Annotated in this window: 17 protein-coding genes and 1 pseudogene; 8 read left to right on the top strand and 10 right to left on the bottom strand. The window is 70.3% G+C overall.

What is annotated here, in order from left to right; all coding sequences use genetic code 11:
• Nucleotides 1-4 precede the first annotated feature (4 nt).
• A complete protein-coding gene (locus ACIBEI_RS03740) occupies nt 5-1,489 on the bottom strand; it encodes a recombinase family protein (RefSeq protein ID WP_398884648.1) in 1,485 nt (494 codons plus the stop codon).
• 43 nt (nt 1,490-1,532) lie between these two features.
• A pseudogene (locus ACIBEI_RS03735) lies at nt 1,533-2,372 on the bottom strand (M1 family peptidase); the annotation flags it as partial.
• A 216-nt stretch (nt 2,373-2,588) separates the two neighbouring features.
• Between ACIBEI_RS03735 and ACIBEI_RS03730 the strand changes: the two are divergent.
• From ACIBEI_RS03730 to ACIBEI_RS03720, 3 genes are all read left to right on the top strand, one after another.
• The gene (locus tag ACIBEI_RS03730; protein ID WP_398884646.1) at nt 2,589-4,565 is read left to right on the top strand and encodes a Xaa-Pro dipeptidyl-peptidase; all 1,977 of its coding nucleotides are present in this window, start codon (nt 2,589-2,591) and stop codon (nt 4,563-4,565) included.
• Nucleotides 4,565-5,842: a M14 family metallocarboxypeptidase gene (locus tag ACIBEI_RS03725; protein WP_398884644.1), complete on the top strand. Its 1,278-nt coding sequence runs from the start codon at nt 4,565-4,567 to the stop codon at nt 5,840-5,842. Before ACIBEI_RS03730 ends, ACIBEI_RS03725 begins: the two co-directional genes overlap by 1 nt.
• 88 nt (nt 5,843-5,930) lie before the next feature.
• Complete coding sequence (locus ACIBEI_RS03720) at nt 5,931-7,637, top strand: BCCT family transporter (RefSeq protein WP_398884642.1); 1,707 nt, start codon at nt 5,931-5,933, stop codon at nt 7,635-7,637.
• A 192-nt stretch (nt 7,638-7,829) separates the two neighbouring features.
• Here ACIBEI_RS03720 and ACIBEI_RS03715 read toward each other — a convergent pair whose 3' ends face one another.
• Nucleotides 7,830-8,789 carry an FAD-dependent oxidoreductase gene (locus ACIBEI_RS03715; protein ID WP_398884640.1) on the bottom strand — a complete coding sequence of 320 codons (960 nt, stop codon included), beginning with the start codon at nt 8,787-8,789 and terminating at the stop codon, nt 7,830-7,832.
• A gap of 66 nt (nt 8,790-8,855) precedes the next feature.
• Between ACIBEI_RS03715 and ACIBEI_RS03710 the strand changes: the two genes are divergently transcribed.
• Nucleotides 8,856-9,875: an oxidoreductase gene (locus ACIBEI_RS03710; RefSeq protein WP_398884638.1), complete on the top strand. Its 1,020-nt coding sequence runs from the start codon at nt 8,856-8,858 to the stop codon at nt 9,873-9,875.
• 202 nt (nt 9,876-10,077) lie between these two features.
• The gene (locus ACIBEI_RS03705; RefSeq protein WP_398884636.1) at nt 10,078-11,718 is read left to right on the top strand and encodes an ABC-F family ATP-binding cassette domain-containing protein; all 1,641 of its coding nucleotides are present in this window, start codon (nt 10,078-10,080) and stop codon (nt 11,716-11,718) included.
• 91 nt (nt 11,719-11,809) lie between these two features.
• Here the strand turns inward: ACIBEI_RS03705 and ACIBEI_RS03700 are convergent, their stop codons facing one another.
• The 3 genes from ACIBEI_RS03700 to ACIBEI_RS03690 form a co-directional block, all read right to left on the bottom strand.
• Nucleotides 11,810-14,194, bottom strand: a complete 2,385-nt coding sequence (locus tag ACIBEI_RS03700; protein ID WP_398884634.1) for a Tex family protein — start codon at nt 14,192-14,194, stop codon at nt 11,810-11,812.
• A 159-nt stretch (nt 14,195-14,353) separates the two neighbouring features.
• The gene (locus tag ACIBEI_RS03695; protein WP_186001070.1) at nt 14,354-14,497 is read right to left on the bottom strand and encodes an LPFR motif small protein; all 144 of its coding nucleotides are present in this window, start codon (nt 14,495-14,497) and stop codon (nt 14,354-14,356) included.
• A gap of 183 nt (nt 14,498-14,680) precedes the next feature.
• Nucleotides 14,681-15,547: a hypothetical protein gene (locus ACIBEI_RS03690; protein ID WP_398884632.1), complete on the bottom strand. Its 867-nt coding sequence runs from the start codon at nt 15,545-15,547 to the stop codon at nt 14,681-14,683.
• A 148-nt stretch (nt 15,548-15,695) separates the two neighbouring features.
• On the opposite strand from ACIBEI_RS03690, the gene ACIBEI_RS03685 reads away from it, so the two are divergent.
• Nucleotides 15,696-16,664, top strand: a complete 969-nt coding sequence (locus ACIBEI_RS03685) for a GlxA family transcriptional regulator (protein ID WP_398884630.1) — start codon at nt 15,696-15,698, stop codon at nt 16,662-16,664.
• A gap of 118 nt (nt 16,665-16,782) precedes the next feature.
• The gene (locus ACIBEI_RS03680) at nt 16,783-17,418 is read left to right on the top strand and encodes a DJ-1/PfpI family protein (protein ID WP_398884628.1); all 636 of its coding nucleotides are present in this window, start codon (nt 16,783-16,785) and stop codon (nt 17,416-17,418) included.
• Here the strand turns inward: ACIBEI_RS03680 and ACIBEI_RS03675 are convergent.
• Nucleotides 17,405-18,178 (bottom strand): enoyl-CoA hydratase/isomerase family protein, encoded by a 774-nt coding sequence (locus ACIBEI_RS03675; RefSeq protein ID WP_398884626.1) that lies wholly within the window; start codon nt 18,176-18,178, stop codon nt 17,405-17,407. The two genes, ACIBEI_RS03680 and ACIBEI_RS03675, sit on opposite strands and share 14 nt — an antisense overlap.
• Nucleotides 18,179-18,423: 245 nt before the next feature.
• On the opposite strand from ACIBEI_RS03675, the gene ACIBEI_RS03670 reads away from it, so the two are divergent.
• Nucleotides 18,424-18,933, top strand: coding sequence for an ATP-binding protein (locus tag ACIBEI_RS03670; protein ID WP_398885111.1), 510 nt, complete (start codon nt 18,424-18,426; stop codon nt 18,931-18,933).
• A gap of 95 nt (nt 18,934-19,028) precedes the next feature.
• On the opposite strand, the gene idi is transcribed toward ACIBEI_RS03670, so the two are convergent.
• The 3 genes from idi to galE all read right to left on the bottom strand — a co-directional run bounded on the left by idi (nt 19,029) and on the right by galE (nt 22,084).
• Nucleotides 19,029-19,622, bottom strand: a complete 594-nt coding sequence (gene idi, locus ACIBEI_RS03665) for an isopentenyl-diphosphate Delta-isomerase (RefSeq protein ID WP_189839548.1) — start codon at nt 19,620-19,622, stop codon at nt 19,029-19,031.
• 333 nt (nt 19,623-19,955) lie between these two features.
• Complete coding sequence (locus ACIBEI_RS03660; RefSeq protein ID WP_398884624.1) at nt 19,956-20,906, bottom strand: cation diffusion facilitator family transporter; 951 nt, start codon at nt 20,904-20,906, stop codon at nt 19,956-19,958.
• A 170-nt stretch (nt 20,907-21,076) separates the two neighbouring features.
• Nucleotides 21,077-22,084, bottom strand: a complete 1,008-nt coding sequence (gene galE, locus ACIBEI_RS03655) for a UDP-glucose 4-epimerase GalE (RefSeq protein WP_398884623.1) — start codon at nt 22,082-22,084, stop codon at nt 21,077-21,079.
• Nucleotides 22,085-22,173: the final 89 nt, after the last annotated feature.

Here is a 22,173-nt window from a genome sequence, read left to right as displayed (position 1 = left end):
ACGGCTACGCGTCGTCGGTGTGGCGGTACTCGATGCGCTCCAGGATGGGCTGATTGCGGCCCGTCCTGGGGCTGGGGTGAATGTAGACGCGTCCCAGGAGCCGCGGGCTCAGGACGATCCGTACGACGTCACGACGGGCGCTTACGGGCATCTCCTGCCAGGACTCCCAGACGTTCGCCCCCGGCGTGATCAGCTTCAGGAGGACCGGGGGCAAGGTCAGCTCACGCTCTGTCTCTTCCAGGTCCTGGACCTCTGCCTCAAGCGCTGACAGAGAGTTGGCCAGCAGGCGCACCTCGGCGAGCGTGCGGCCCTTGGCCTCCCTCAGTTCGTCGCGCTCGGTGCGGGCCTGAGTGAGCCTGGCCCGGACCCCCCTCACGGTTTCGTCGTCGCTGCTCGGCGTGGCGAGCAGCTGGTGCAGATCGTCGCGCGCCAGGTACGAGAGCAGCGTGCCCGGCTCCTGGGCCGTGCCGATGATGAGTTCGTCGACGGGCGCCTTCCGGATCAGCAGACAGCCGTTCTGGCAACGGTAGGTGGGGTGCCCGTGCTTCGCGTTCACGGCGTGCAGGCTCCCGCACACACCGCACCGCAGGCCGGCCGTCAGCTCATGAATCGCCTTGCCACCGCGAGGGCTGGTTTTCCGGGAGGGGTCGTTGAGGATCTGCTGCACCGTCCAGAAGCGCTCTTTGGAAACGATGCCGTCCCAGATTCCTTCAGAGACTTTCCCGTGGTGGACGCGCAGCCCTGCATAGGCGTGCCGCAGGGCCATGTCTCTGAGATGTTCGCGGGTGTAGGGACTCCCTGAGGCGTTCACGTAACCGTCTTTTTCGAACCGCTGCTCTATGGAGCTCAGGTTGAATCCCAGCTCCAGGAGGCGGAACAGTTCCTTGGGGATTTCCGATCTCTCAGGGTTCTCAGTCCACGTGATGAGGTCACCCGTCTTCGGGTCGTAAACGGCCATGAGGCCGTCTGGTGCCCTCCCGTGAGGGCGCCCCTGGGTGGCCTGGAATGCCGCGGTGCCGCTCACTCGCTTGTGCGTCTTGTACGACTCGTATTCCGAGTCGATCGCATCTTCGAGAAGTGATTTACGGTCACGCCCGTTGCGCGGGTCGTACAGCCGTTCGTGCGTGGTGACCCAGATCTTGACGGCCTTCTTCTCGCACAACTCGATGAATCTGACCCATTCACCGACCTGCCGGGAACCGCGGGAGGACTCCCAGAGTATGAGGACTTCCGCGCCGAAGTCACTCTCGCGACCGGACGGGCCACTCTCCAGGTCGGCAACAAGGTTCTCGAAGTCGTCCCGCTTCTTGCGGGCGAACTTGCTCGCGCTCAGGCCGTCATCGATGTACGGCTCCCCAAGCTCCCATCCGTTGTCTGCTGCTGACTCCTCATTGTTCGAGCCCTGGCGCTGCAGACTCGTGCCGCCGTTGGGGTCCGACAGCCGTCGGTACTCGCGGGCCCGTATCTGCTCGGGGTTCACTGGTCGCATCACAACGTCAGTATCCGTGGAATCGGCCCCTGTTCCAAGGTCTCAGGGCGTTGAACGGATAAGGCCCAAAATACTCGGACAACCAGTCCGCGACCTCCCCGGTCCGCTCCACGCTCGCCCGCGCCGCCCCGTAGTTGTCGCCCAGATCCTTGCTGTAGGCGTTGACGATCGGGATGCCGCTCTCCGACGTGCCGGTCGTGAGGTCGAACTTCCCGACCGCCAGTGTGGCGAGATACGTGGCCTGCGGCTTGTTCGACCGCCAGCTGTAGCGCGTCCAGCCGGCCCGTGAACTCACCGACTGGAGCGTGCCGTTGGAGATGGCCTGCGACCCGTCGGGCACGGCGACCGACACGTCGTACGTGGCCTTGTCCAGCGGATGGTCGTTGCTGGGGAACCACCACCAGGCGGCCTCGGGCTCGTTCGCCCCGACCCCGCCGTCCGGGGTGCGGTGCCAACTGGTGAACCCGTACGCCTTCTTCGTGGACGGCACCCCGCTGTACCGCACCACGACCGTGACGGCCGTGCCCTTGGGCAGCGGGTTCTTCGGCGTGATCTCCAGCTCGTGCTCGCCCGAGGTGGTGAACGAGGCCTTCGTGCCGTTGACCCGCACCTCGCTCACATCGAGAAGTAAGTCCAGGTTGAAGCGCGAGAGATCCTGCGTGGTCCTCGCCAGGAGTGTCGCCGTGCCCTCCAACTTGTCCGTCTCCGGCTGGTATTGGAGCCGGAGGTCGTAGTGGGAGACGTCGTATCCGCCGTTGCCGTAGGCCGGATAGTAGGGGTCGCCGATGCCCGGCGCTCCAGGCGAGTAACTGGCCGCCGATGCCGGGATCGCCAGCAGCAGGGAGGCCGCGAGTGCGCCCGGGGCGATGAGTCTGCGGTGCACGTCAAGCTCCAAGTCGTAGGGGCACGAAGTCTGTTCGGAGCCTATTGAGTCCCTGTGGGCACAGCCCTGTCCATGACCGCTCCTGTCACACGATCGCCATTCGGCCGACATGAGCGACCCCGCCCCACGCACCTTTCAAGCCACACCTCGGCCGAACCCCCACCCACCCCAATCGGCCCTCTTTTGCACAGGAGTTGACCGGAGTACCTTCCGCGCATGCGGACACCTGCGCGCTACAAGCGCTTCACCAACTGGAGATCGCTCGCGACGGCGGCCACCGCCGCCCTGATGGCCACGCTCCTCACCCCGGTCACCGCTCACAGCGCGACCGCCGACAGCGCCCCGCGGGCGAGCGCCCCCGTCTACTCGTACGAGAACGCGATCCGCGAATCCGTCTGGGTGGACACCAAACTGGACGGCGACAGCGACGGGAAGACCGACCGCGTCGCCGTCGACATCGTCCGCCCGCGCGAACCCGCCCAGCAGGGCCGCAAGATCCCCGTGATCATGGATGCCAGCCCGTACTACTCCTGCTGTGGGCGCGGCAACGAGAGCCAGAAGAAGACGTACGACGCCCATGGCAACGTCGTGCAGATGCCGCTCTACTACGACAACTACTTCGTGCCGCGCGGCTACGCCTTCGTCGCCGTCGACCTGGCCGGGACCAACCGCTCCGACGGCTGCGTCGACGTCGGCGGACGTTCGGACGTCCAGTCCGCGAAGGCCGTCGTCGACTGGCTGAACGGCCGGGCCAAGGGCTACACCTCCCGCACGGGGACCACGAAGGCCAAGGCCGGCTGGACCAACGGCAGGACCGGCATGATCGGCAAGAGCTACGACGGCACGATCGCCAACGGCGTCGCCGCCACCGGAGTCGAGGGCCTGGAGACGATCGTCCCCATAGCCGCCATCTCCTCCTGGTACGACTACTACTTCGCCAAGGGCGCTCCTCTCTACGACTCCGGCCCCGAGTGGCTGTCCAACTACGTCGAGAGCCCCGACGCCCGCGCCAGGTGCGCCGCCGTCCAGCAGAAACTCGTCGACGGCGCCCCGCGCACCGGCGACTGGACGAAGCTGTGGACCGAGCGCGACTACGTGAAGGACGTCGGCAAGGTCGACGCCAGCGTCTTCGTCATCCACGGCATGCAGGACCTCAACGTCCGCCCCAAGCACTTCGGCCAGTGGTGGGACGGCCTCGCCGAGAACGGCGTCGACCGCAAGATCTGGCTGTCCCAGACCGGTCACGTCGACCCCTTCGACTTCCGCCGCGCCGAGTGGGCCGACACGCTGCACCGCTGGTTCGACCACGAACTCCTCGGCTACGACAACGGCATCGACGACGAGCCGATGGCCGACATCGAGCGCGCCCCCGACCAGTGGGTCACCTCGAACGTCTGGCCGCCGCGCGCCACCGACACCGTGAACCTGCGCCCGGGCAAGGGCGCGCAGGCGGGCGTCGGCACCCTCGGACTGCGTACCGGATCGGGCACCGAGACCTTCACCGACGACCCCCAGCAGGACGAGACCGACTGGGCCGCCCAGATCGACCGGTCCACCTCCGCCAAGGCCGGCTTCACCACCAAGCCGCTCACCCGCGACGTCCGTCTGTCCGGCTCCTCCAAGGTGATCGTCACCGCCACCCCGACCACGTCGAGCGCCCATCTCTCCGCGGTCCTGGTCGACCTCGGCCCGGACACGATCCGCGACTACGCCACCACGGGCGAGGGCATCACCACCCTCACCGACCGCACCTGCTGGGGCCCGAGCACCACCGGCGACAGCTCCTGCTTCAAGGAGACGCGGGCCAAGACCGCGGACGTCGACTACACGGTGTTCAGCCGCGGTTGGGCCGACCTCGGCAACCACCGCTCCGACGCCAAGGGCGAACCGCTCACCCCGGGCAAGCGCTACACCATCACCCTCGACCTGCACGCGAGCGACCACGTCGTCCCGGCGGGACACCGCCTCGCGCTGATCGTCGCCGGCACCGACGAGGGCCTCATCGACCCGCCGTCCAGCACGCCGACCCTCGCCCTCGACCTCGCGCGCACGAAGGCCAGTGTGCCGCTCGTCGGCGGGGCCGCCGCCTTCGCCCGCGCCACCTCGGGATCCTCGTACGTCACCCCCGACGCCACCCTCGACGGCATAGGCGAGCCGCGCGCCACGCACCGCGTCCCCGGAGGCACCCACTGATGACACCCCGCCGCACAGGAATACTCGCCCTGACGGTGGCGGTGCTCACCGCACCCCTCCTGACGGTGCCCGCCCACGCCGCCCAGACCCCGCCCCGTACCGGATTCGAGCAGACCGACGGCGCACGCTGGACCACACAGTCGGAGGAGCAGGACTTCCTCGCCGCCGTCGACGGGGCGAGCGACCGCGTGTCGATCACCCGGATCGGCACGACCAAACAGGACCGCCCGCTCCGGCTCGTACGCATCGGCAACAGCCACGCGGCCAACACCGTCCTGCTGGTGTGCAGCCAGCACGGCGACGAACCGTCCGGGCGCGAGGCCTGTCTCACGACGGTCCGCGACCTCGCGTACGCGAAGGACTCCGCCACGCGGAAGTTCCTGGACCGCACCGCGCTGCTCGTCGTGCCCACCGCCAACCCGGACGGCCGGGCCGCCGACACCCGCGGCAACAGCGACGGCGTCGACATCAACCGCGACCACCTCGCGCTCCGGACGGCCGAGGGCCGCGCCATGGCCGCCCTCGTCCGTGACCGCAAGCCCGACGTGATCTACGACCTGCACGAGTACGGGGCCACACCCCCGTACTACGACAAGGACCTCTTCGACCTCTGGCCGCGCAACCTCAACACCGACGCGGCCGTGCACGACGAGGGGCAGACCCTGTCGGAGGCGTACGTACGCCCCGCCGCCCAGGCGGAGGGGTACTCGACCGGCACGTACGGCATCTGGACCGACCCCGTCACCGGCGACCCCATCCAACAGGTCGCGGGCGACGGGCAGGAGCGGATCCTGCGGAACATGTCCGGCGTCAAGCACGGCGTCGGGCTGCTCATCGAGAGCCGCGTCGACCCCCTCACGGACGCCGAGAAGGCCGACGAGGCACTCAACAACCGGCGCCGCGTCCACTCCCAACTGGCCGCGCTGGACGGGTTGTTCGAGTTCACGGGCGAACGACGCACCCGTATCGAGGCGGCCACGACGACGGCACGGCTGGCCGGCTACCGGGACACCGGCCCGGTCTATGTCGGCGGCGCCGACAACGACCCGGCCGAACCGACCGAGACCATCGCGGACCCGCCCTGCGCCTACCGGCTGACGGCCGACCAGTACGCGGACATAAAGGACGAACTCGCCCTGCACGGGGTCAGAGCGCGACAGGACGCGGACGGCGCCCACGTCCCGCTGCGCCAGTCCCTGCGCGCTCTCGTACCGCTGCTCCTCGACGAGCGCGCTCCGTACCACCTCACGGTCGGGGAGCCCGACACCGACTGCTGAGGCGGGTGAGATCTGTAGCACCTGTGGTAGGTCGTAGGGCATAGCGAGGAAATGGCTTACCCACGGTTTACAGGGGAAGGTGCCGCAGATGACTGAAGACCTGTACAAGAGGGGAGGCCGGGAAGGTCCATCGGACATTCCCGGCGGCCCCGGTCAGCACACCGACTGGGTGGTGTTCGGTGTCACCGCCGCCATCACCGTGGCCTTCGTGATCTGGGGATCGGTCGGCACCGATTCCCTGAAGAGCGCCTCCGACAAGATGCTCAGCGGCCTGATCCACAACGGCGGTTGGGCCTTCATGCTGGCCGCCTCGGGCTTCGTGGTCTTCGCACTGTGGCTCGCGATCAGCCGGTACGGCAGGATCCACCTCGGCGCGGAGGGCGAGGAGCCCGAGTTCAAGACCGTGTCCTGGGTCGCGATGATGTTCAGCGCCGGTATGGGCATCGGCCTCATGTTCTACGGCGTGAGCGAGCCGCTCTCCCACTACACGACCCCGCCACCGGGAACCGACCCCGCGGACTCCGCGGAACGCATGCAGACGGCGATGGCCACCACCCTCTTCCACTGGACGCTGCACCCCTGGGCGATCTACGCGGTCGTCGGCCTGGCCATCGCCTACAGCACCTTCCGCAAGCGCCGCCGCCAGACGATCAGCGCGGTCTTCACCCCGCTCATCGGGGAGAGGCACGCGAACGGCAGCGTCGGCCGGGCCATCGACGTCCTCGCGATCATCGCCACCGTCTTCGGCTCCGCGGCCTCGCTGGGCCTCGGCGCCCTCCAGATCGGTTCCGGGTTCACCGAGTTGGACTGGATGGACAAGGTGAGCGACGGCCTGCTCGTCGCGATCATCGCCGTCCTCACGGTGGCGTTCGTCGCCTCGGCCATCTCCGGAATCGAGAAGGGCATCCAGTGGCTGTCCAACACCAACATGGTGCTCGCCCTGGTGCTCGCCGTCTTCGTGTTCATCGCGGGCCCGACGGTCATCGTCCTCGACCTGCTGCCCACCTCGGTCTTCTCCTACCTCGGTGACCTGCCGCAGCTGGCCGGCCGCACCGAGGCCAGCACCGGCGAGGGCGTCGCGGACTGGCTCGGCAGCTGGACCGTCTTCTACTGGGCGTGGTGGATCTCCTGGACGCCCTTCGTCGGCATGTTCATCGCGCGCATCAGCCGCGGCCGCACCATCCGGCAGTTCGTCGGAGGCGTCATCCTCGTCCCCAGCACCGTCAGTCTCGTCTGGTTCGCGATCTTCGGCGGTACGGCGATGAAGCTGAAGGAGGGCGGCGCGCTCGGCGGCGAGTCGACCCCCGAGGGCCAGCTCTTCGGCGTGCTGCAGGAGTTCCCCATCGCGACCGCGACCAGCCTGCTCGTGATGATCCTCGTCGGCATCTTCTTCGTCTCCGGCGCCGACGCCGCGTCCATCGTGATGGGCACGCTCTCCCAGAAGGGCGCCCTCGAACCCGGCCGCTTCGTCGTGGTGTTCTGGGGCGTGGTCACCGGAGCCGTCGCCGCCATCATGCTGCTCGTCGGCACCGAGGGCAACGCACTCCGAGGCCTGCAGAACCTCACGATCCTGGCCGCCGCGCCCTTCGTCCTCGTGATGATCGGCATGTGCATCTCCCTCATGCGCGACCTGCGCAGGGACCCCGTCATCGTGCGCCACGAAATGGGCTCCGAGGCCGTCTCGCTCGCCGTGATCGAGGGCCACAAGAAGTACGACGGCGACTTCGAGATCAGGGTCGGCCCGGGCGCCGGCACAGAAACGGAGGGCGACCCACTGGGCCACGACCACGTCTGAGGCCCAGCTCGGGCCAGGCTCGGCTGCGGGCCGAGGGCTCAGCGAGGCCGGCCGGGAGGCAGGGCCGAGGCCTTCGTCTTTCAGGGGCGCGGGGAACTGCGCGACCAGCCACGTCCGGCCCGCAGCCAAAATACGACTCTCCCTGTGGGGCACCCTGCGAAGGGCGCCCCACAGGAGCGCTCAGCCGGGCGCTCAGCCGAAGGCAAGCCCCGCAGCCACCCGCGCACACCCCCAAGCCACCGTCACCCCCGCCCCACCATGCCCATAGTTGTGCACCAACACCCCACCCCCACCCCGAACCTCCCGCTCAAGCCGCACAACACCCCGCACAGGCCGCAACCCGACCCGATGCCCCAACACCCGCGCCCGCGCCACCGCGGGCGCAAACCGCGCACACCGCTCCACGATCCGCGCCGCCACCGCCGGATCGGGCGTAAGAGACCACTCGTCCTCCTCGGTCGTCCCACCCAGCACCAACCGGTCGGGCTGCGGAAACAGATAGGTGGTCGTCCCGGCGGCGGCATCCGTCGAGACGAGCCAACCACGCACGCCGGGGTTCTCCACGATCACCAACTGCCCCCGCACGGGCCGAACCGCAGGATCCGCAACGAGTTCCCGGGCACCCAACCCCGTGCAGTTGACGACCACCGGCGCCGCCGCCTCCGCCTCGGCGAGATCCGTCACGGCACGCGCCTCGACGGTCCCGCCCGCCCGCAGGAACCGCTCGCGCAGCCACCGCAGCTGCACCGGCATGTCGATCAACGGCAGCCGGGCCCACAACCCGGTTCCCGCGTACTCCTCGGGCGTGGACGCCCGAAGCCCCGGCAGCCGAGCGGCGGCCCACGGCCCATGTTCGTCCAGCCTCGACTCACCCAGTACGCCCTCGACCATGCGTACGCCCGTCTCGTCGGGCCGCGTCGCCAACTCCTCGTACACGGAAAGTGACTCCAGGGCCCACGCGCGGGCGAGTTCCAGCGGTTCGACGCTGTACGGCCACCACAGCGCGCCCGCAACCGCCGAGGTGGTTCCCTCGGCGGGCTCCCGCGTCCAGACCCGCACCCGCCTGCCGTTCTCGGCCAGAACGACGGCCGTCGTCAGCCCTATGACCCCGCTGCCGACCACGATCACGTCACCGCTTCGATCCCTCGTCACGCGGGGACGGTAGCGGAATGTGTCATGCCGTGCTCAGACAGCGCTCACTCTGGGGATACTCACAGCATGTCTGCCGAGTACGCGACCTTCGGCCTGGCACCGGCGATGCGTGCCGGTGGAGTCCTTGCCAACGGTGACTACCAAGCGCACCGGGATTTCCTCGACTTCATCGTCGACGGACGCCCGCTGCTGTATCAGCTCTCCGACCTCGACGCCGTGTCCCCCCTCGCCTCCGACGTACCGCCCGCGATCTTCACCGCACAGGTACGCAGTCTCCTGCTGGAAGCCGACGCCCCGCTGGAGGGCGGCCGGTACGTCATCTACGGCTGCCCCGAGTGCGAGGACCTCGGGTGCGGCGCCGTGACCGCCGCGATCGAACGGCACGGCGACGACTACGTATGGCGCGACTTCGCCTGGCAGACCGACGAGCACGCCGATCTGGAGCGGAACGGCTATCACGGCATCGGCCCGTTCCTCTTCCACGGCGAGCAGTACCGCGCCGCCCTGGGCTCGCTGCTCACCGGCACCGCGGGCGAGCGCCGCAGGGTCCTGCTCATCGGCGCCCGGGCCGCCGTCCTGGCGAAACTCGCCGCCGCCCTGCGCATCATCGGCATCGGTGCCGAGACCGCCCAGGACGCCACCGCCATCTCCGCCGACGAACTGCGCACGTACGGGGCCGTCGCCTTCGGCCGCGCGGTCACCGAGCAGGAACGTGCCGCCGTACGGCAGTCCTTCGAGCACGCGGGCGTCGATGTCGCGTACGTCGAAGGTCTGGCCCCGATCGTCCCGCTCCTGGTCGCCCAGATAGAGAACGCCCTTGACCGCAGCCCCCAGGAACAGCGCCGTCTGACCCGGCTGGTCGCCGCCGACGGCGAGGCGGGCGTCGAGGTCACCTCCACCTGCCGGGTCCAGCTGACCGCGTACCGCCTCGACCGCCTCTACCGCACGCACATGTACGAGGTCTTCGACGGCGTCCTGGAAGCGGGCCGCCACCGGCTCGCCCTGGACGCCAAGGCCACGAAGGGGGAGTCGTTCATCGTGGCGCGCACATCGGGAGGCGTGCTGGTGGAGGCGATGGTGCGCTGAGGTGCCCGGGCGCGCCGGGAGCCGCCGACGGCCGTGCGCGGGGAGCCCGGCATCGGCGCGCCGGGAGCCCCGACAACGGCGTGAGGGCGCCCGCGATGTCGCCGCGCCGGGACCGGGGCGACGGCGTACCGGCGCCGGGGCGTCGGCGTGCGCGAAAACCGAGGGCGGGCGCGGGTGGCCGGGCGATTAGGATCGCCCTCTGATGACTGCCACCCTCGTCGCCAAGAACCTCGCCGCCGGCCACGGCGACCGCTCGCTCTTCTCCGGGCTCGACCTCGTCGTCGCGCCCGGCGACGTGATCGGTCTCGTCGGTGCCAACGGCGCGGGCAAGTCCACCCTGCTGCGGATGCTCGCTGGGCTGCTCACACCCGAGGAGGGCGAGCTGCGGCTCTCCCCGCCGGCCGCGACCGTCGGCCATCTGCCGCAGGAGCCGGAGCGCAGGACCGGCGAGACCGTACGGGACTTCCTGGCCCGCCGTACGGGTGTCACCGAGGCCCAGCGACTGATGGACGAGGCCACGCAGGCGCTCGTCGACGGGGCACCGGGCGCGGACGACGCGTACTCGACGAGCCTGGAGCGCTGGCTCGACCTCGGCGGTGCAGACCTCGACGAGCGGGCCGAGGAGGTCGCCGACTCGCTCGGCCTCGCCGTCGGCCTGGACCACCCGATGACCGCCCTCTCCGGCGGCCAGGCCGCCCGCGCCGGACTCGCCTCGCTCCTCCTCTCCCGCTACGACGTGTTCCTGCTCGACGAGCCGACCAACGACCTCGACCTGGACGGCCTGGAGCGCCTCGAACGCTTCGTCTCCGGCCTGCGCGCGGGCACGGTCGTCGTCAGCCACGACCGCGAGTTCCTCACCCGCACGGTCACCAAGGTCCTCGAACTCGACCTCGTCCAGCAGCAGATCAAGCTGTACGGCGGCGGCTACGAGGCCTATCTGGAGGAGCGGGACGTCGCCCGCAGGCACGCCCGCGACGACTTCGAGGAGTACGCCGACAAGCGGTCCGCGCTCGAAGGGCGGGCCCAGATGCAGCGTTCCTGGATGGACAAGGGCGTCAAGAACGCCCGGCGCAAGGCGAACAACGACAACGACAAGATCGGCCGCAAGTTCCGCAGCGAGGCCAGCGAGAAGCAGGCCGCGAAGGCCCGGCAGACCCAGCGCATGATCGAGCGGCTGGACGTGGTGGAGGAGCCGCGCAAGGAGTGGGAACTGAGGATGGAGATCGCGGCCGCCCCGCGGTCCGGTGCCGTGGTCGCCACCCTGCGGGACGCGGAGGTCCGGCGGGGCGACTTCAACTTCGGCCCGGCCACGCTCCAGATCGACTGGGCGGACCGGGTCGCCGTCACCGGCGCGAACGGCGCGGGCAAGTCGACCCTGCTCGGGGCGCTGCTCGGCCGGGTGCCCCTGGACTCCGGCCACGCCACCCTCGGCTCGGGCGTGATCGTCGGCGAGGTCGACCAGGCCCGCAAGCTGTTCCACGGCCCGGAGGCCCTGATCGACGCGTTCTCCGCGGCCGTGCCCGACACCGAGCCCGCCGAACTGCGCACCCTGCTGGCCAAGTTCGGCCTCAAGGCGGAGCACGTCCTGCGCCCGGCCGCCACGCTCTCCCCGGGCGAACGCACCCGCTCAGCCCTCGCCCTCCTTCAGGGCCGAGGCGTCAACCTCCTCGTCCTCGACGAGCCGACGAACCACCTCGACCTGCCGGCCATCGAGCAGCTGGAGTCCGCCCTCGACTCGTACGAGGGCACGCTCCTCCTGGTCACCCACGACCGCCGCATGCTGGACGCGGTCCACACGACCCGCCGCCTGGAGGTGGCGGCGGGCAAGGTGACAGAGCGCTAACAGGCGCCGCGCAGGCGCGCCCCGAAAGGGGCGCGGGGAACTGCGCGACCAGCCACGATCCACCCGCAGTTCCACCACACGCCCCCAGTGATCAGCGCTTGCCCTTCTTCGGGTCGGCAAGCCCCGCGCGCCGCAGCGCGTCAGCCATCGCACTGTTGGCGGGCGCAGGTGCCTGACGGGAACCCCCGTCACCACCGGCACGGCCGCCCTGGCGCGGCTGCCGGTCCCGCTGCTGAGGCGGCCGCCCACCCCGCTGAGGCCGGTCCTGCCGCCCCTCGCCGGAGGCCACCGCCTCGTCGTCGAGCCGCAGCGTCAGCGAGATCCGCTTGCGCGGGATGTCGACCTCCAGCACCTTCACCTTGACGATGTCACCGGACTTCACCACGTCCCGCGGGTCCTTGACGAACGTCTTGGACATCGCGGAGACGTGCACCAGACCGTCCTGGTGGACGCCGACGTCCACAAACGCACCGAAGGCGGCGACGTTCGTCACGACCCCTTCGAGGACCATCCCGGGGGCCAGGTCGGAGATCTTCTCCACGCCGTCCTTGAAGGTGGCCGTCTTGAAGGCGGGCCGCGGGTCGCGCCCCGGCTTCTCCAGCTCCTTCAGGATGTCGGTGACGGTCGGCAGACCGAACGTCTCGTCCACGAAGTCGTCCGGCCTCAGCGACCGCAGCACACTCGTGTTCCCGACCAGCGAGGCGACCTCGCTGCCCGCCGTCTTCACCATCCGCCGCACCACGGGATACGCCTCGGGGTGCACGCTGGACGCGTCCAGCGGGTCGTCACCGCCGCGGATCCGCAGGAAGCCCGCACACTGCTCGTACGCCTTGGGGCCGAGCCGGGCCACGTTCTTCAGCGCCGTACGCGAGGTGAAGGGGCCGTTCGTGTCGCGGTGCGCCACGATGTTCTCGGCGAGTCCGGAGGTGATGCCGGAGACCCGGGAGAGCAGCGGGGCCGAGGCCGTGTTCACGTCCACGCCGACGCCGTTCACACAGTCCTCCACGACCGCGTCGAGGGAGCGGGAGAGCTTCACCTCGGACAGGTCGTGCTGGTACTGACCGACACCGATCGACTTCGGGTCGATCTTCACCAGCTCGGCGAGCGGGTCCTGGAGGCGGCGGGCGATGGAGACGGCGCCGCGCAGCGACACGTCCATGCCGGGCAGCTCCGCCGAGGCGAACGCCGAGGCCGAGTAGACGGACGCGCCCGCCTCGGACACCATCACCTTCGTGAGGTTCAACTCCGGGTGCTTGGCGATGAGTTCACCGGCGAGCTTGTCCGTCTCGCGGGACGCCGTGCCGTTGCCGATGGAGATCAGCTCGACCGCGTGCTCCTTGGAGAGACGGGCGAGCTTGGCGATGGCCTCGTCCCACTTGTTCGCCGGGACGTGCGGGTGGATGACGTCCGTGGCGACGACCTTGCCGGTCGCGTCGACCACGGCGACCTTCACACCCGTACGGAAACCGGGGTCGAGGCCCAGTGTCGCGCGCGTGCCGGCCGGGGCGGCGAGCAGCAGGTCGCGGAGGTTCGCCGCGAAGACGTTGACCGCCTCGTCCTCGGCGGCCGTCCGCAACCGCATCCGCATGTCGATGCCGAGGTGCACGAGCAGCCGGGTGCGCCAGGCCCAACGGACCGTGTCCGTCAGCCACTTGTCGGCGGGACGGCCGCGCTCGGCGATCCCGAAACGGTGGGCGACGATCCCCTCGTACGAGGACGGGCCGGGCTGTTCGGAGGGCTCCTCGGGCTCCAGGACGAGGTCCAGGACCTCCTCCTTCTCACCGCGCAGCATGGCGAGGATCCGGTGCGAGGGCAGGTCGGTGAACGGCTCGGCGAAGTCGAAGTAGTCGGCGAACTTGGCGCCCGCCTCCTCCTTGCCGTCCTTCACCTTGGCGGCCAGCCGGCCCCGCACCCACATGCGCTCGCGCAGCTCGCCGATCAGGTCGGCGTCCTCCGAGAACCGCTCGGTGAGGATCGCGCGGGCGCCGTCCAGGGCGGCCTGCGGGTCTGCGACGCCCTTGTCGGCGTCCACGAAGGCCGTGGCCGCGGCGAGCGGGTCGACGGACGGGTCGCCGAGCAGCCCCTCGGCCAGCGGCTCCAGGCCGGCCTCACGGGCGATCTGCGCCTTCGTGCGCCGCTTCGGCTTGAACGGCAGGTAGATGTCCTCCAGGCGCGCCTTGGTCTCGGCGCCACGGATCTGCGCCGCCAGCTCGTCGGTGAGCTTGCCCTGCTCGCGCACCGAGTCGAGGATCGCCGTGCGCCGCTCCTCCAGCTCCCGCAGATAGCGCAGCCGCTCCTCGAGTGTGCGCAGCTGCGCGTCGTCGAGCATCTCGGTCGCTTCCTTGCGGTAGCGGGCGATGAAAGGCACCGTCGACCCGCCGTCGAGCAAGTCGACGGCGGCCTTGACCTGCCGCTCCCGTACGCCGAGTTCCTCGGCGATCCTGCCTTCGATGGACCCTACGAGGGGTGTCGTCACGATCCCGTACCGCCTTCTTGACTGAGGTTGCGCGGCAATTGTGGCAGGTGGCACCGACAACGGGGGATCAGGGCGGCGAACAGGTCTCCGGCGCGGCAACGGAACACGCGGGGAGCCGGACACACCCGTGGCGTGTCCGGCTCCGGTGGCGGTCCGCGGTCAGGCCCTGCGGGCCCGCCCGCCGCGCCGCGTCGACTGGGAGGCGCCGCCGAACAGCCGGGCCAGGGCTCGGAACGGCAGTGTCACAACCGTGGCGATGGCCCCACCGATCTGTCGCAGCACGTCTGCGATGGCACGGAACACGTGTTTCCCCTTTCCTCTTCCGGCCGGCACGGCCGGGGAAAGACCGAGTACCTCGCTACGGAGTTCCGAATCCCCGCCGGGCGAGCGCCGCCCGGAAGCCACGCGCGCGTGCCCGACGAGAAGCCACGCGCGCGTGCCCGACGACGGGCCCCTCCGTCGGAGGCTGCCAGGGGCCCGCCGCCCTCACTTCTTGCCGATCATGCCCTCCGGGAACGCCCCCGCGGCCATCGCCGCCATGAGCAGCCCCGTGGCCAGCTCGGTGAGGCGCTCGACGCCTGGGGCGCCCAGGTGCTCGTACGGAGCCGCGTCGAGCCGGTCTGTACGCGCCTCGACCTCCTTGCGCAGGGCGACCCCCGCCTCCGTCAACTCGCCCTCGGCGTTCAGGAGCCCGCGCCCCCTGAGCCGGTCCACCGCCGCGTCCCAGTCCTCGCGGGCCCAGCCGCGCGTGGCGAGGACCCACCTCGGGGCCATCCCCTTGCCGGTCGCGGTGTGGCTCACCAGCGCCTCCAGGGGGTCGAGTTCCGCGTCGAGCAGCGCCGCGAGATGTCCGTCGCCGCGGTGCTCGCGGAGCAGCGTGGCCGCGTGCCACAGCGCGAGGTGCGGCTCACCGGGGACCGGCAGATCGGCGTGCGCGGCGTACAGCGGGCGTGCGGTACGGGTGCACGCCTCGGCAGCGCGCAGCGCGAGGTCCGCCGCCTCGGCGACCTCCTTGGACGCGAGCATCTCGTCCCCGAGCAGCCGCCGCAGCGTCGCGTCCGCGGCACGCGCGCGTGCCGCGAGCACCACCTCCGGAGAGGCGGTCCGCCACACCTCGGGCACATGCCGCGCGACCAGGTCGTGGCGGAAGTTGTAGAACGTCGCCGTCACCGTGCCCGCGCCCACCGGACCCATGGCCGCGGCCCGTACCGCGAAGTACGCGGCCCTGGGGTCCGTGACACCGACCCCGGCCAGCTGCTCCGCGAGATCGGGCGAGAAGTAATGGGTCGAGTGCAGGGGATTGAGGACGTTGTGACATCGGCGTCCGGCACGCTCCGGCAGGGCTGTGGTCATGCCACGCACGTTACCGACTGGTTGGTACGTGCGGAATGGCGGGGCGACGATCGGGTCGGTCGACCAGCCCTCCACCCGGGCGCCGATGGCAGGAAAGGTGGGATGTTCGTCATTGCGGCCATCCCGCCGCCCGCGAAGAATCGAGGGCATGGCGTACCGAACCGTCCTCGTGGTCCTCTTCGACGGCGTCCAGAGCCTGGACGTCACGGGCCCCGTCGAGGTCTTCACCGGCGCCGACATCCAGGCCGGTGAACCCGGAGAGACGTACCGCATCCGGACCGCCTCCCTGGACGGCGCTCCCGTACGCACCTCCAGCGGCCTTACCCTCGTCCCGGACCACGCCCTGGCCGAGGCCCCGGCGCCGCACAGCCTGCTCGTCCCGGGAGGCAGGGGCACGCGCGATCCCGATCCGCGTGTGATCGACTGGCTGCGCGAGCACGGCCCGCGCGCCGACCGCCTGGTCTCCGTCTGCACCGGCGCGATCCTGCTGGCCGAGGCGGGCCTCCTGGACGGCCGCCGCGTGACCACCCACTGGGCGTACTGCGACCGGCTCGCCCGCGACCACCCGGCCATCGAGGTCGACCCGGACCCCATCTACGTACGCGACGGCCATGTGGCCACCTCGGCCGGTGTCACCGCCGGGATCGACCTCGCCCTCGCGCTGGTCGAGGAGGACCTCGGCCGGGACGCCGCGCTGAGCGTCGCCCGGTACCTCGTCGTCTTCCTCCGGCGCCCCGGGAACCAGGCCCAGTTCAGCGCGCAGCTCTCCGCGCAGACGGCCCGCCGCGAACCGCTCCGCGAGGTCCAGCACTGGATCACCGAGCACCCCGGCGAGGACCTGTGCGTCGAGTCGCTCGCGGCCCGCGCCCGCCTGTCGCCCCGCCACTTCGCCCGCGCTTTCCAGTCCGAGACGGGCATGACTCCCGGCCGCTACGTCGACACCGTCCGCCTCGAACACGCCCGCCGCCTCCTGGAGGACACCACGGAGGGAGTCGAACAGATCGCCAGGTCAAGCGGCTACGGCACCCCGGAGGCCATGCGCCGGGCGTTCATCAGAACCCTCGGCTCGGCTCCGGCTGAGTACCGCCGCCGTTTTCGACCGACACCGGCTAAGTGATGTGGATGCCGGTCCACAGGCGCGCCCCGAAAGGGGCGCGGGGAACTGCGCGACCAGCCACACGCAACCCGCACGGAACGAACAGACCTCCGCACCCCAAGAGATCGAAAGGCTCGCCATGCAAATCGCCATCGTCCTCTTCGACCGTTTCACCGCCCTCGACGCAGTAGGCCCCTACGAAACCCTGGGCCGCCTCCCAGGCTCAGAGACGGTCTTCGTCGCAGAGCAATCGGGACCCATCCGTACGGACACCGGCAACCTGGCCATCACCGCCGACAAGACCCTCGCCGAGGTCCCGACGCCGGACATCGTCGTGGTCCCCGGAGGCCCGGGCCAGACCCCGCAGATGGACAACGAGGTGCTCCTCGACTGGCTGCGCGCGGCGGACGCGACCAGTACGTGGACGACATCCGTGTGCACCGGTTCACTGCTGCTCGCCGCGGCCGGTCTCCTGGAGGGCCGCCGCGCGACCTCCCACTGGCTGGCCCTCGACCACCTGAAGCACTTCGGCGTCGAGCCGACCGGAGAGCGGGTCGTGACCGACGGCAAGTACGTCACGGCGGCCGGTGTCTCGTCCGGCATCGACATGGGGCTCACGCTGCTCGGCAGGATCGCGGGCGACGAACAGGCCCAGGTGGTACAGCTGTTGACGGAGTACGACCCGCAGCCGCCCTACGACGCGGGCTCACCGCAGAAGGCCCCGGCCCACCTCGTCGAGCGGTTCCGTTCGGACAGCCGCTTCAACGTGGCGTAGACGGGGGCGCGGACGCGGGCGTGGTCCAGGTGAAGTCGGGCCGCCGACGCTCCAGGAAGGCGGCGACCCCCTCCGCGGTGTCGCCGCCGTCGCGCGCCTGCAGTGCCCAGTGGTCGTCCCGGTCCGTACGCCCGTCGGCGAACTCCTTCGCCGCGGCCTGCGTCAGCTGCGAACGCGAGACGAGGATCCGGCTGAACTCCGCGACCCGCTTGTCGAGTTCGCCGCCCGGGAGCACCTCGTCCACCAGGCCGGTGCGCAGCGCGCGCTCGGCGTCGATCAACTCGCCCGAGAACAACAGGTACTTGGCGGTGGCGGGCCCCACGAGGGACACCAACCGCCGGGTGGAGGAGGCCGCGTAGACGATCCCCAGCTTCGCCGGAGTGATCCCGAACGACGCCTCTTCGTCCGCGAACCGCAGATCGCACGCCGCCGCGAGCTGACACCCACCGCCCACGCAGTAGCCGCGTACGACGGCGAGCGTCGGCTTGGGGAATGCGGCGAGCGCCTCTTCGGCCCGTACAGCCAGCCCCTGCGCCTCGCCGGACGAACCCCGCAGCGAGGAGATGTCGGCCCCGGCACAGAACGTCTCGCCCTCACCGGTCAGCACGAGCACGCGTACGGCGGGGTCGGCGGCCAGAGTGTCGAGCAGGGGCGGCAGCGCCCGCCACATGTCCGCCGTCATGGCGTTGCGCTTCGCCGGATGGTGGATGACGACGGTGGCGACCCCGTCGGCGACGCTGTGCAGCAGCTGCGGCTCCATACGCCGGATGCTATCCGCGGTGGGCGGCGCGTCGTGATGTGGTCCCGGAGCTAACCCGTACAACCCGAAGAGTTCCCGATTCGGCACAAGACGGACAGGACCAGTCCCACAGCTGACGGTGTCATGCGCAGGCGATCAGAAATCGCCGATACTCGCTGACTTCTGTTCAGTTATCCGGTACGGACCAGCGCGTTACCAACACTCGACGTGTGGTGACAATCGAGCGCAAGGGCGGCGACCGGACGATGGACGACCAGGGGCGGGGGTCCGGCCCACGCCCTGATGGCGGCGGGGAGAGGCCCCTCGACGTCAGACCGCCGGGCCCGCTGCCGTACGAGGGGGTGTGGCGCTTCACCGCTCCCGCCGTCGACGCCTCGGTACCGCAGGCGCGGCACGCCGTCCGTGACCTGCTGGCCCGTCAAGGCGTACCCGTCTCGGACGACCTGGTCCAGGGGCTTCTGCTGATCGTCTCGGAGCTGGTCACCAACGCGGTCCGGCACGCGGCACTGCTCTCCCCGATGCTCGCCGTGGAGATCGCCGTCGGCGCCGAATGGGTGCGGGTCTCCGTCGAGGACAATCACCCCTACCGCCCGACCGCCCTGGAGGCCGACCACGGCCAGACCGGCGGCCGCGGCCTCCTCCTGGTCCGCGAGGTCACAAGAGAGGCAGGCGGAGTCTGCGACGTGGAACACACGGCGACAGGCGGCAAGGTGATCTGGTCGGCACTCCCACTCACACCTGTACGAGCCATGTGAGAGGGCACGGGGGACGGCGTGCCGCGCCCCTTCAGGGGCGCGGGGAACTGCGCGACCAGCCACAACGGTGCCGCAGCCATGTCAGATACGGGTGGTCACCAACCCGCAGCAGCCCCGGTCAACTCCCGAATCGCCGGCCGAGCCGAATCCAGCACGGTCATGAACCACGCGGAGAACGGATCCGCCGCATGCCGCTCCACAAGCTCCCCCGCGGTCACGAACGCCGTGGAACCCACCTCCTCCGGATCCGGCCGCACAACGGACTGCACCATCCCCACGAACAGGTGATTGAACTCCTGCTCCACCAACCCCGACTTCGGATCGGGGTGGTTGTACCGCACCGTCCCCGCCTCGGCGAGCAGCGACGGCGAGACCCCCAGCTCCTCGTACGTCCGCCGCGCGGCAGCCGCGAAGGGTGCCTCGCCGGGGTACGGGTGACCGCAGCACGTGTTGGACCAGACACCGGGGGAGTGGTACTTGCCGAGAGCCCGCTGCTGGAGCAGCAGCCGCCCCCGCTCGTCGAAGAGGAACACGGAGAACGCCCGGTGCAGCTGCCCGGGCGGCTGATGGGCCGTGAGCTTCTCCGCCGTGCCGATCGTGGTGCCGTCCTCGTCTACCAGTTCGAGCAAGATGGCTTCGGCGGTGCCGTTCGACGAACTGTGCGTCGCGGTGGCAGGTGTGATCGGCATACCCATCCTTCGCATCGGTCTTCAAGCCTCAAGTCTGCCGTACGAAACCGGCACTCCCGGCATCACGCGGAGTCCCGCATGTCCGGTTCCGCCCCTCGGCCGAACCGGGCATCGCGGCCGGCGCCGGTCGGACGCCGATAGCGGCCGGACACCTGATCGTGCCCGCCGTCACCGGGGCGGAACCGTCCGGCCGGGTGCCGACCCCGCTGCAGCCGGCACCTGGAATCCGGGCCGGATGCCGTAACCCGAAGTCGGTACGCCGTGCTCCCCGACCGCCCTCACACGCGCGTGTCGCCTCCGTCACCGGACGTACATCCCGCCCGTACCCGCAGCTCAGTGGCAGACGCGCAGCTCGTGCGCCGCGTGCCCGTCGGGCTCCAGCTGGAAGGTGCAGTGCTCGACGTCGAAGTGGTCGCCGAGGCAGGTCCGCAGCTCATGGAGCATCTTCTCGTGGCCGATGGTGTCGAGGGCCTCGGCTCCGACGACCACGTGCGCTGAGAGCACCGGCAGTCCCGAGGTGATCGTCCAGGCATGCAGATCGTGGACGCCCTCGACACCCGGCAGCGCACGTATGTGCGACCGCACCGCCGCCATGTCGACGTCCTCGGGCGCCGCCTCCAGGAGCACGTTCAGCGTCTCCCGCAGCAGCTTCCACGTACGAGGAACGATCATCAGGCCGATGACGATCGAGGCGGCCGGGTCGGCGGCCTGCCAGCCCGTGGTCAGGACCAGGAGGGCGGAGACCAGCACGGCCAGCGAGCCCAGCGCGTCCGCGGCGACCTCCAGGAACGCACCGCGCACATTCAGGCTTTCCTTCTGTCCGCGCATGAGCAGCGAGAGCGAGATCATGTTCGCGACGAGACCGATCAGGCCGAACACGGCGGTCAGTCCGCCCTCGGTCTCCGCCGGGGTCACGAAGCGCTGGATCGCCTCGTAGAGGACGTACCCGCCCACCCCTAGCAGCAGCAGACAGTTCGCGAGCGCGGCGAGGATCTCGGCGCGTGCGTAGCCGAAGGTGCGGTTTCCACTCGGCGGGCGGCCCGCGAAGTGGATCGCGAGCAGCGCCATGGCGAGGCCGAGCGCGTCCGTCGCCATGTGCGCCGCGTCCGCGACGAGCGCGAGCGAGTTGGCGACGATTCCGCCGACTATCTCGACCACCATGACGGTGAGCGTGATCCACAGCGCGACGCGCAGCCTTCCGCGATACGCCGCTGCCGCCGTGCCCCCGCTCCCACCCCCGTCGGCGGCGCCGTGCGCATGCCCGTGACTGTGACCGGCCCCCATGAAAACCACCCTCCGAGATCGCCCCGACGCCCTGTCGGCGATCTCCAGTGAACTACGGGTGGGGGGTATGCGCAACGCGGTACTGAACACCGTTGTCATATGCTCTGACCTGCGGAAACGGCCCGCAGGTCAGAGCGGGGGCCGGGCGGTCCCGTAGAGCCTCCGGCGGGTCATCCGGGGTGGTGCAGCCGCCAGCCCTCCCAGGCCGACTCGACCATCTCGCGCACCCCGCGGCGGGCGGTCCACTCCAGCCTCTCGGCGGCCAGCGCGGCCGAGGCCACCGCGCGCGGGGCGTCGCCAGGCCGACGCGGTTCGACGAGCGCCGGGCGGCTGTCACCGGTGACCTCGCCGATGAGCGTCACGAGCTCGCGCACCGAAACCCCTTCGCCGCGGCCGATGTTGACCGTCAGGTCGCCCGGACCACCCGGACCACCCGGACCACCCGTCTCGCTCCCGGCGCCCGCCGAGGTCAGCCGCCGGGCCGCCGCGAGATGTGCCTCGGCGAGGTCGGCGACGTGGATGTAGTCGCGTACGCAGGTGCCGTCCGGCGTCGGATAGTCGTCGCCGAAGATCCGCGGGGCCTCGTCGCGGGTGAGCCGGTCGAAGACCATCGGGACCACGTTGAAGACACCGGTGTCCGCCAGTTCGGGCGTGGCCGCGCCCGCCACGTTGAAGTAACGCAGGCAGACCGTCGCGATGCCGTGCGCGCGGCCCGCCGCCCGCACCAGCCACTCACCGGCGAGCTTCGTCTCGCCGTAGGGGTTCACCGGGGCACAGGGGGTGTCCTCCGTGATGAGATCCACATCCGGGTTGCCGTAGACGGCGGCGGAGGAGGAGAAGAGGAACCGCTCGATGCCCGCCCCCGCGACCGCCTCCAGGAGTGTGGCGAGGCCTCCGACGTTCTCCTGGTAGTAGCGCGTGGGCTGGGTCACGGACTCGCCGACCTGCTTGCGCGCGGCCAGGTGCACCACACCCGTCACCGCGTGCTCGGCGAGCACCCGCTTCAGCAGTTCCCCGTCCAGCGACGATCCCTGGACCAGAGGAATGTCGTCGGGCAGCCGCGCGGGGACCCCGGCCGAGAGGTCGTCCAGCGCGATCACGCGCTCCCCGGCCCCGGTCATGGCACGCACCACGTGTGCCCCGATGTATCCAGCTCCGCCTGTGATCAGCCATGTCATGGACGCCAACCCTATGCCGGTCCCGCGCGGTCGGATCGGTGCGCGGGCATGAGGAGGGGCAAGCGACCACAAGAACCATGACGGGGGCT

This window comes from Streptomyces sp. NPDC050988 (genome assembly GCF_044456225.1).
Classification (GTDB): domain Bacteria; phylum Actinomycetota; class Actinomycetes; order Streptomycetales; family Streptomycetaceae; genus Streptomyces.
Note: the sequence above shows the minus strand (reverse complement) of the source record. Positions and strands in the feature narration are given on the sequence as shown.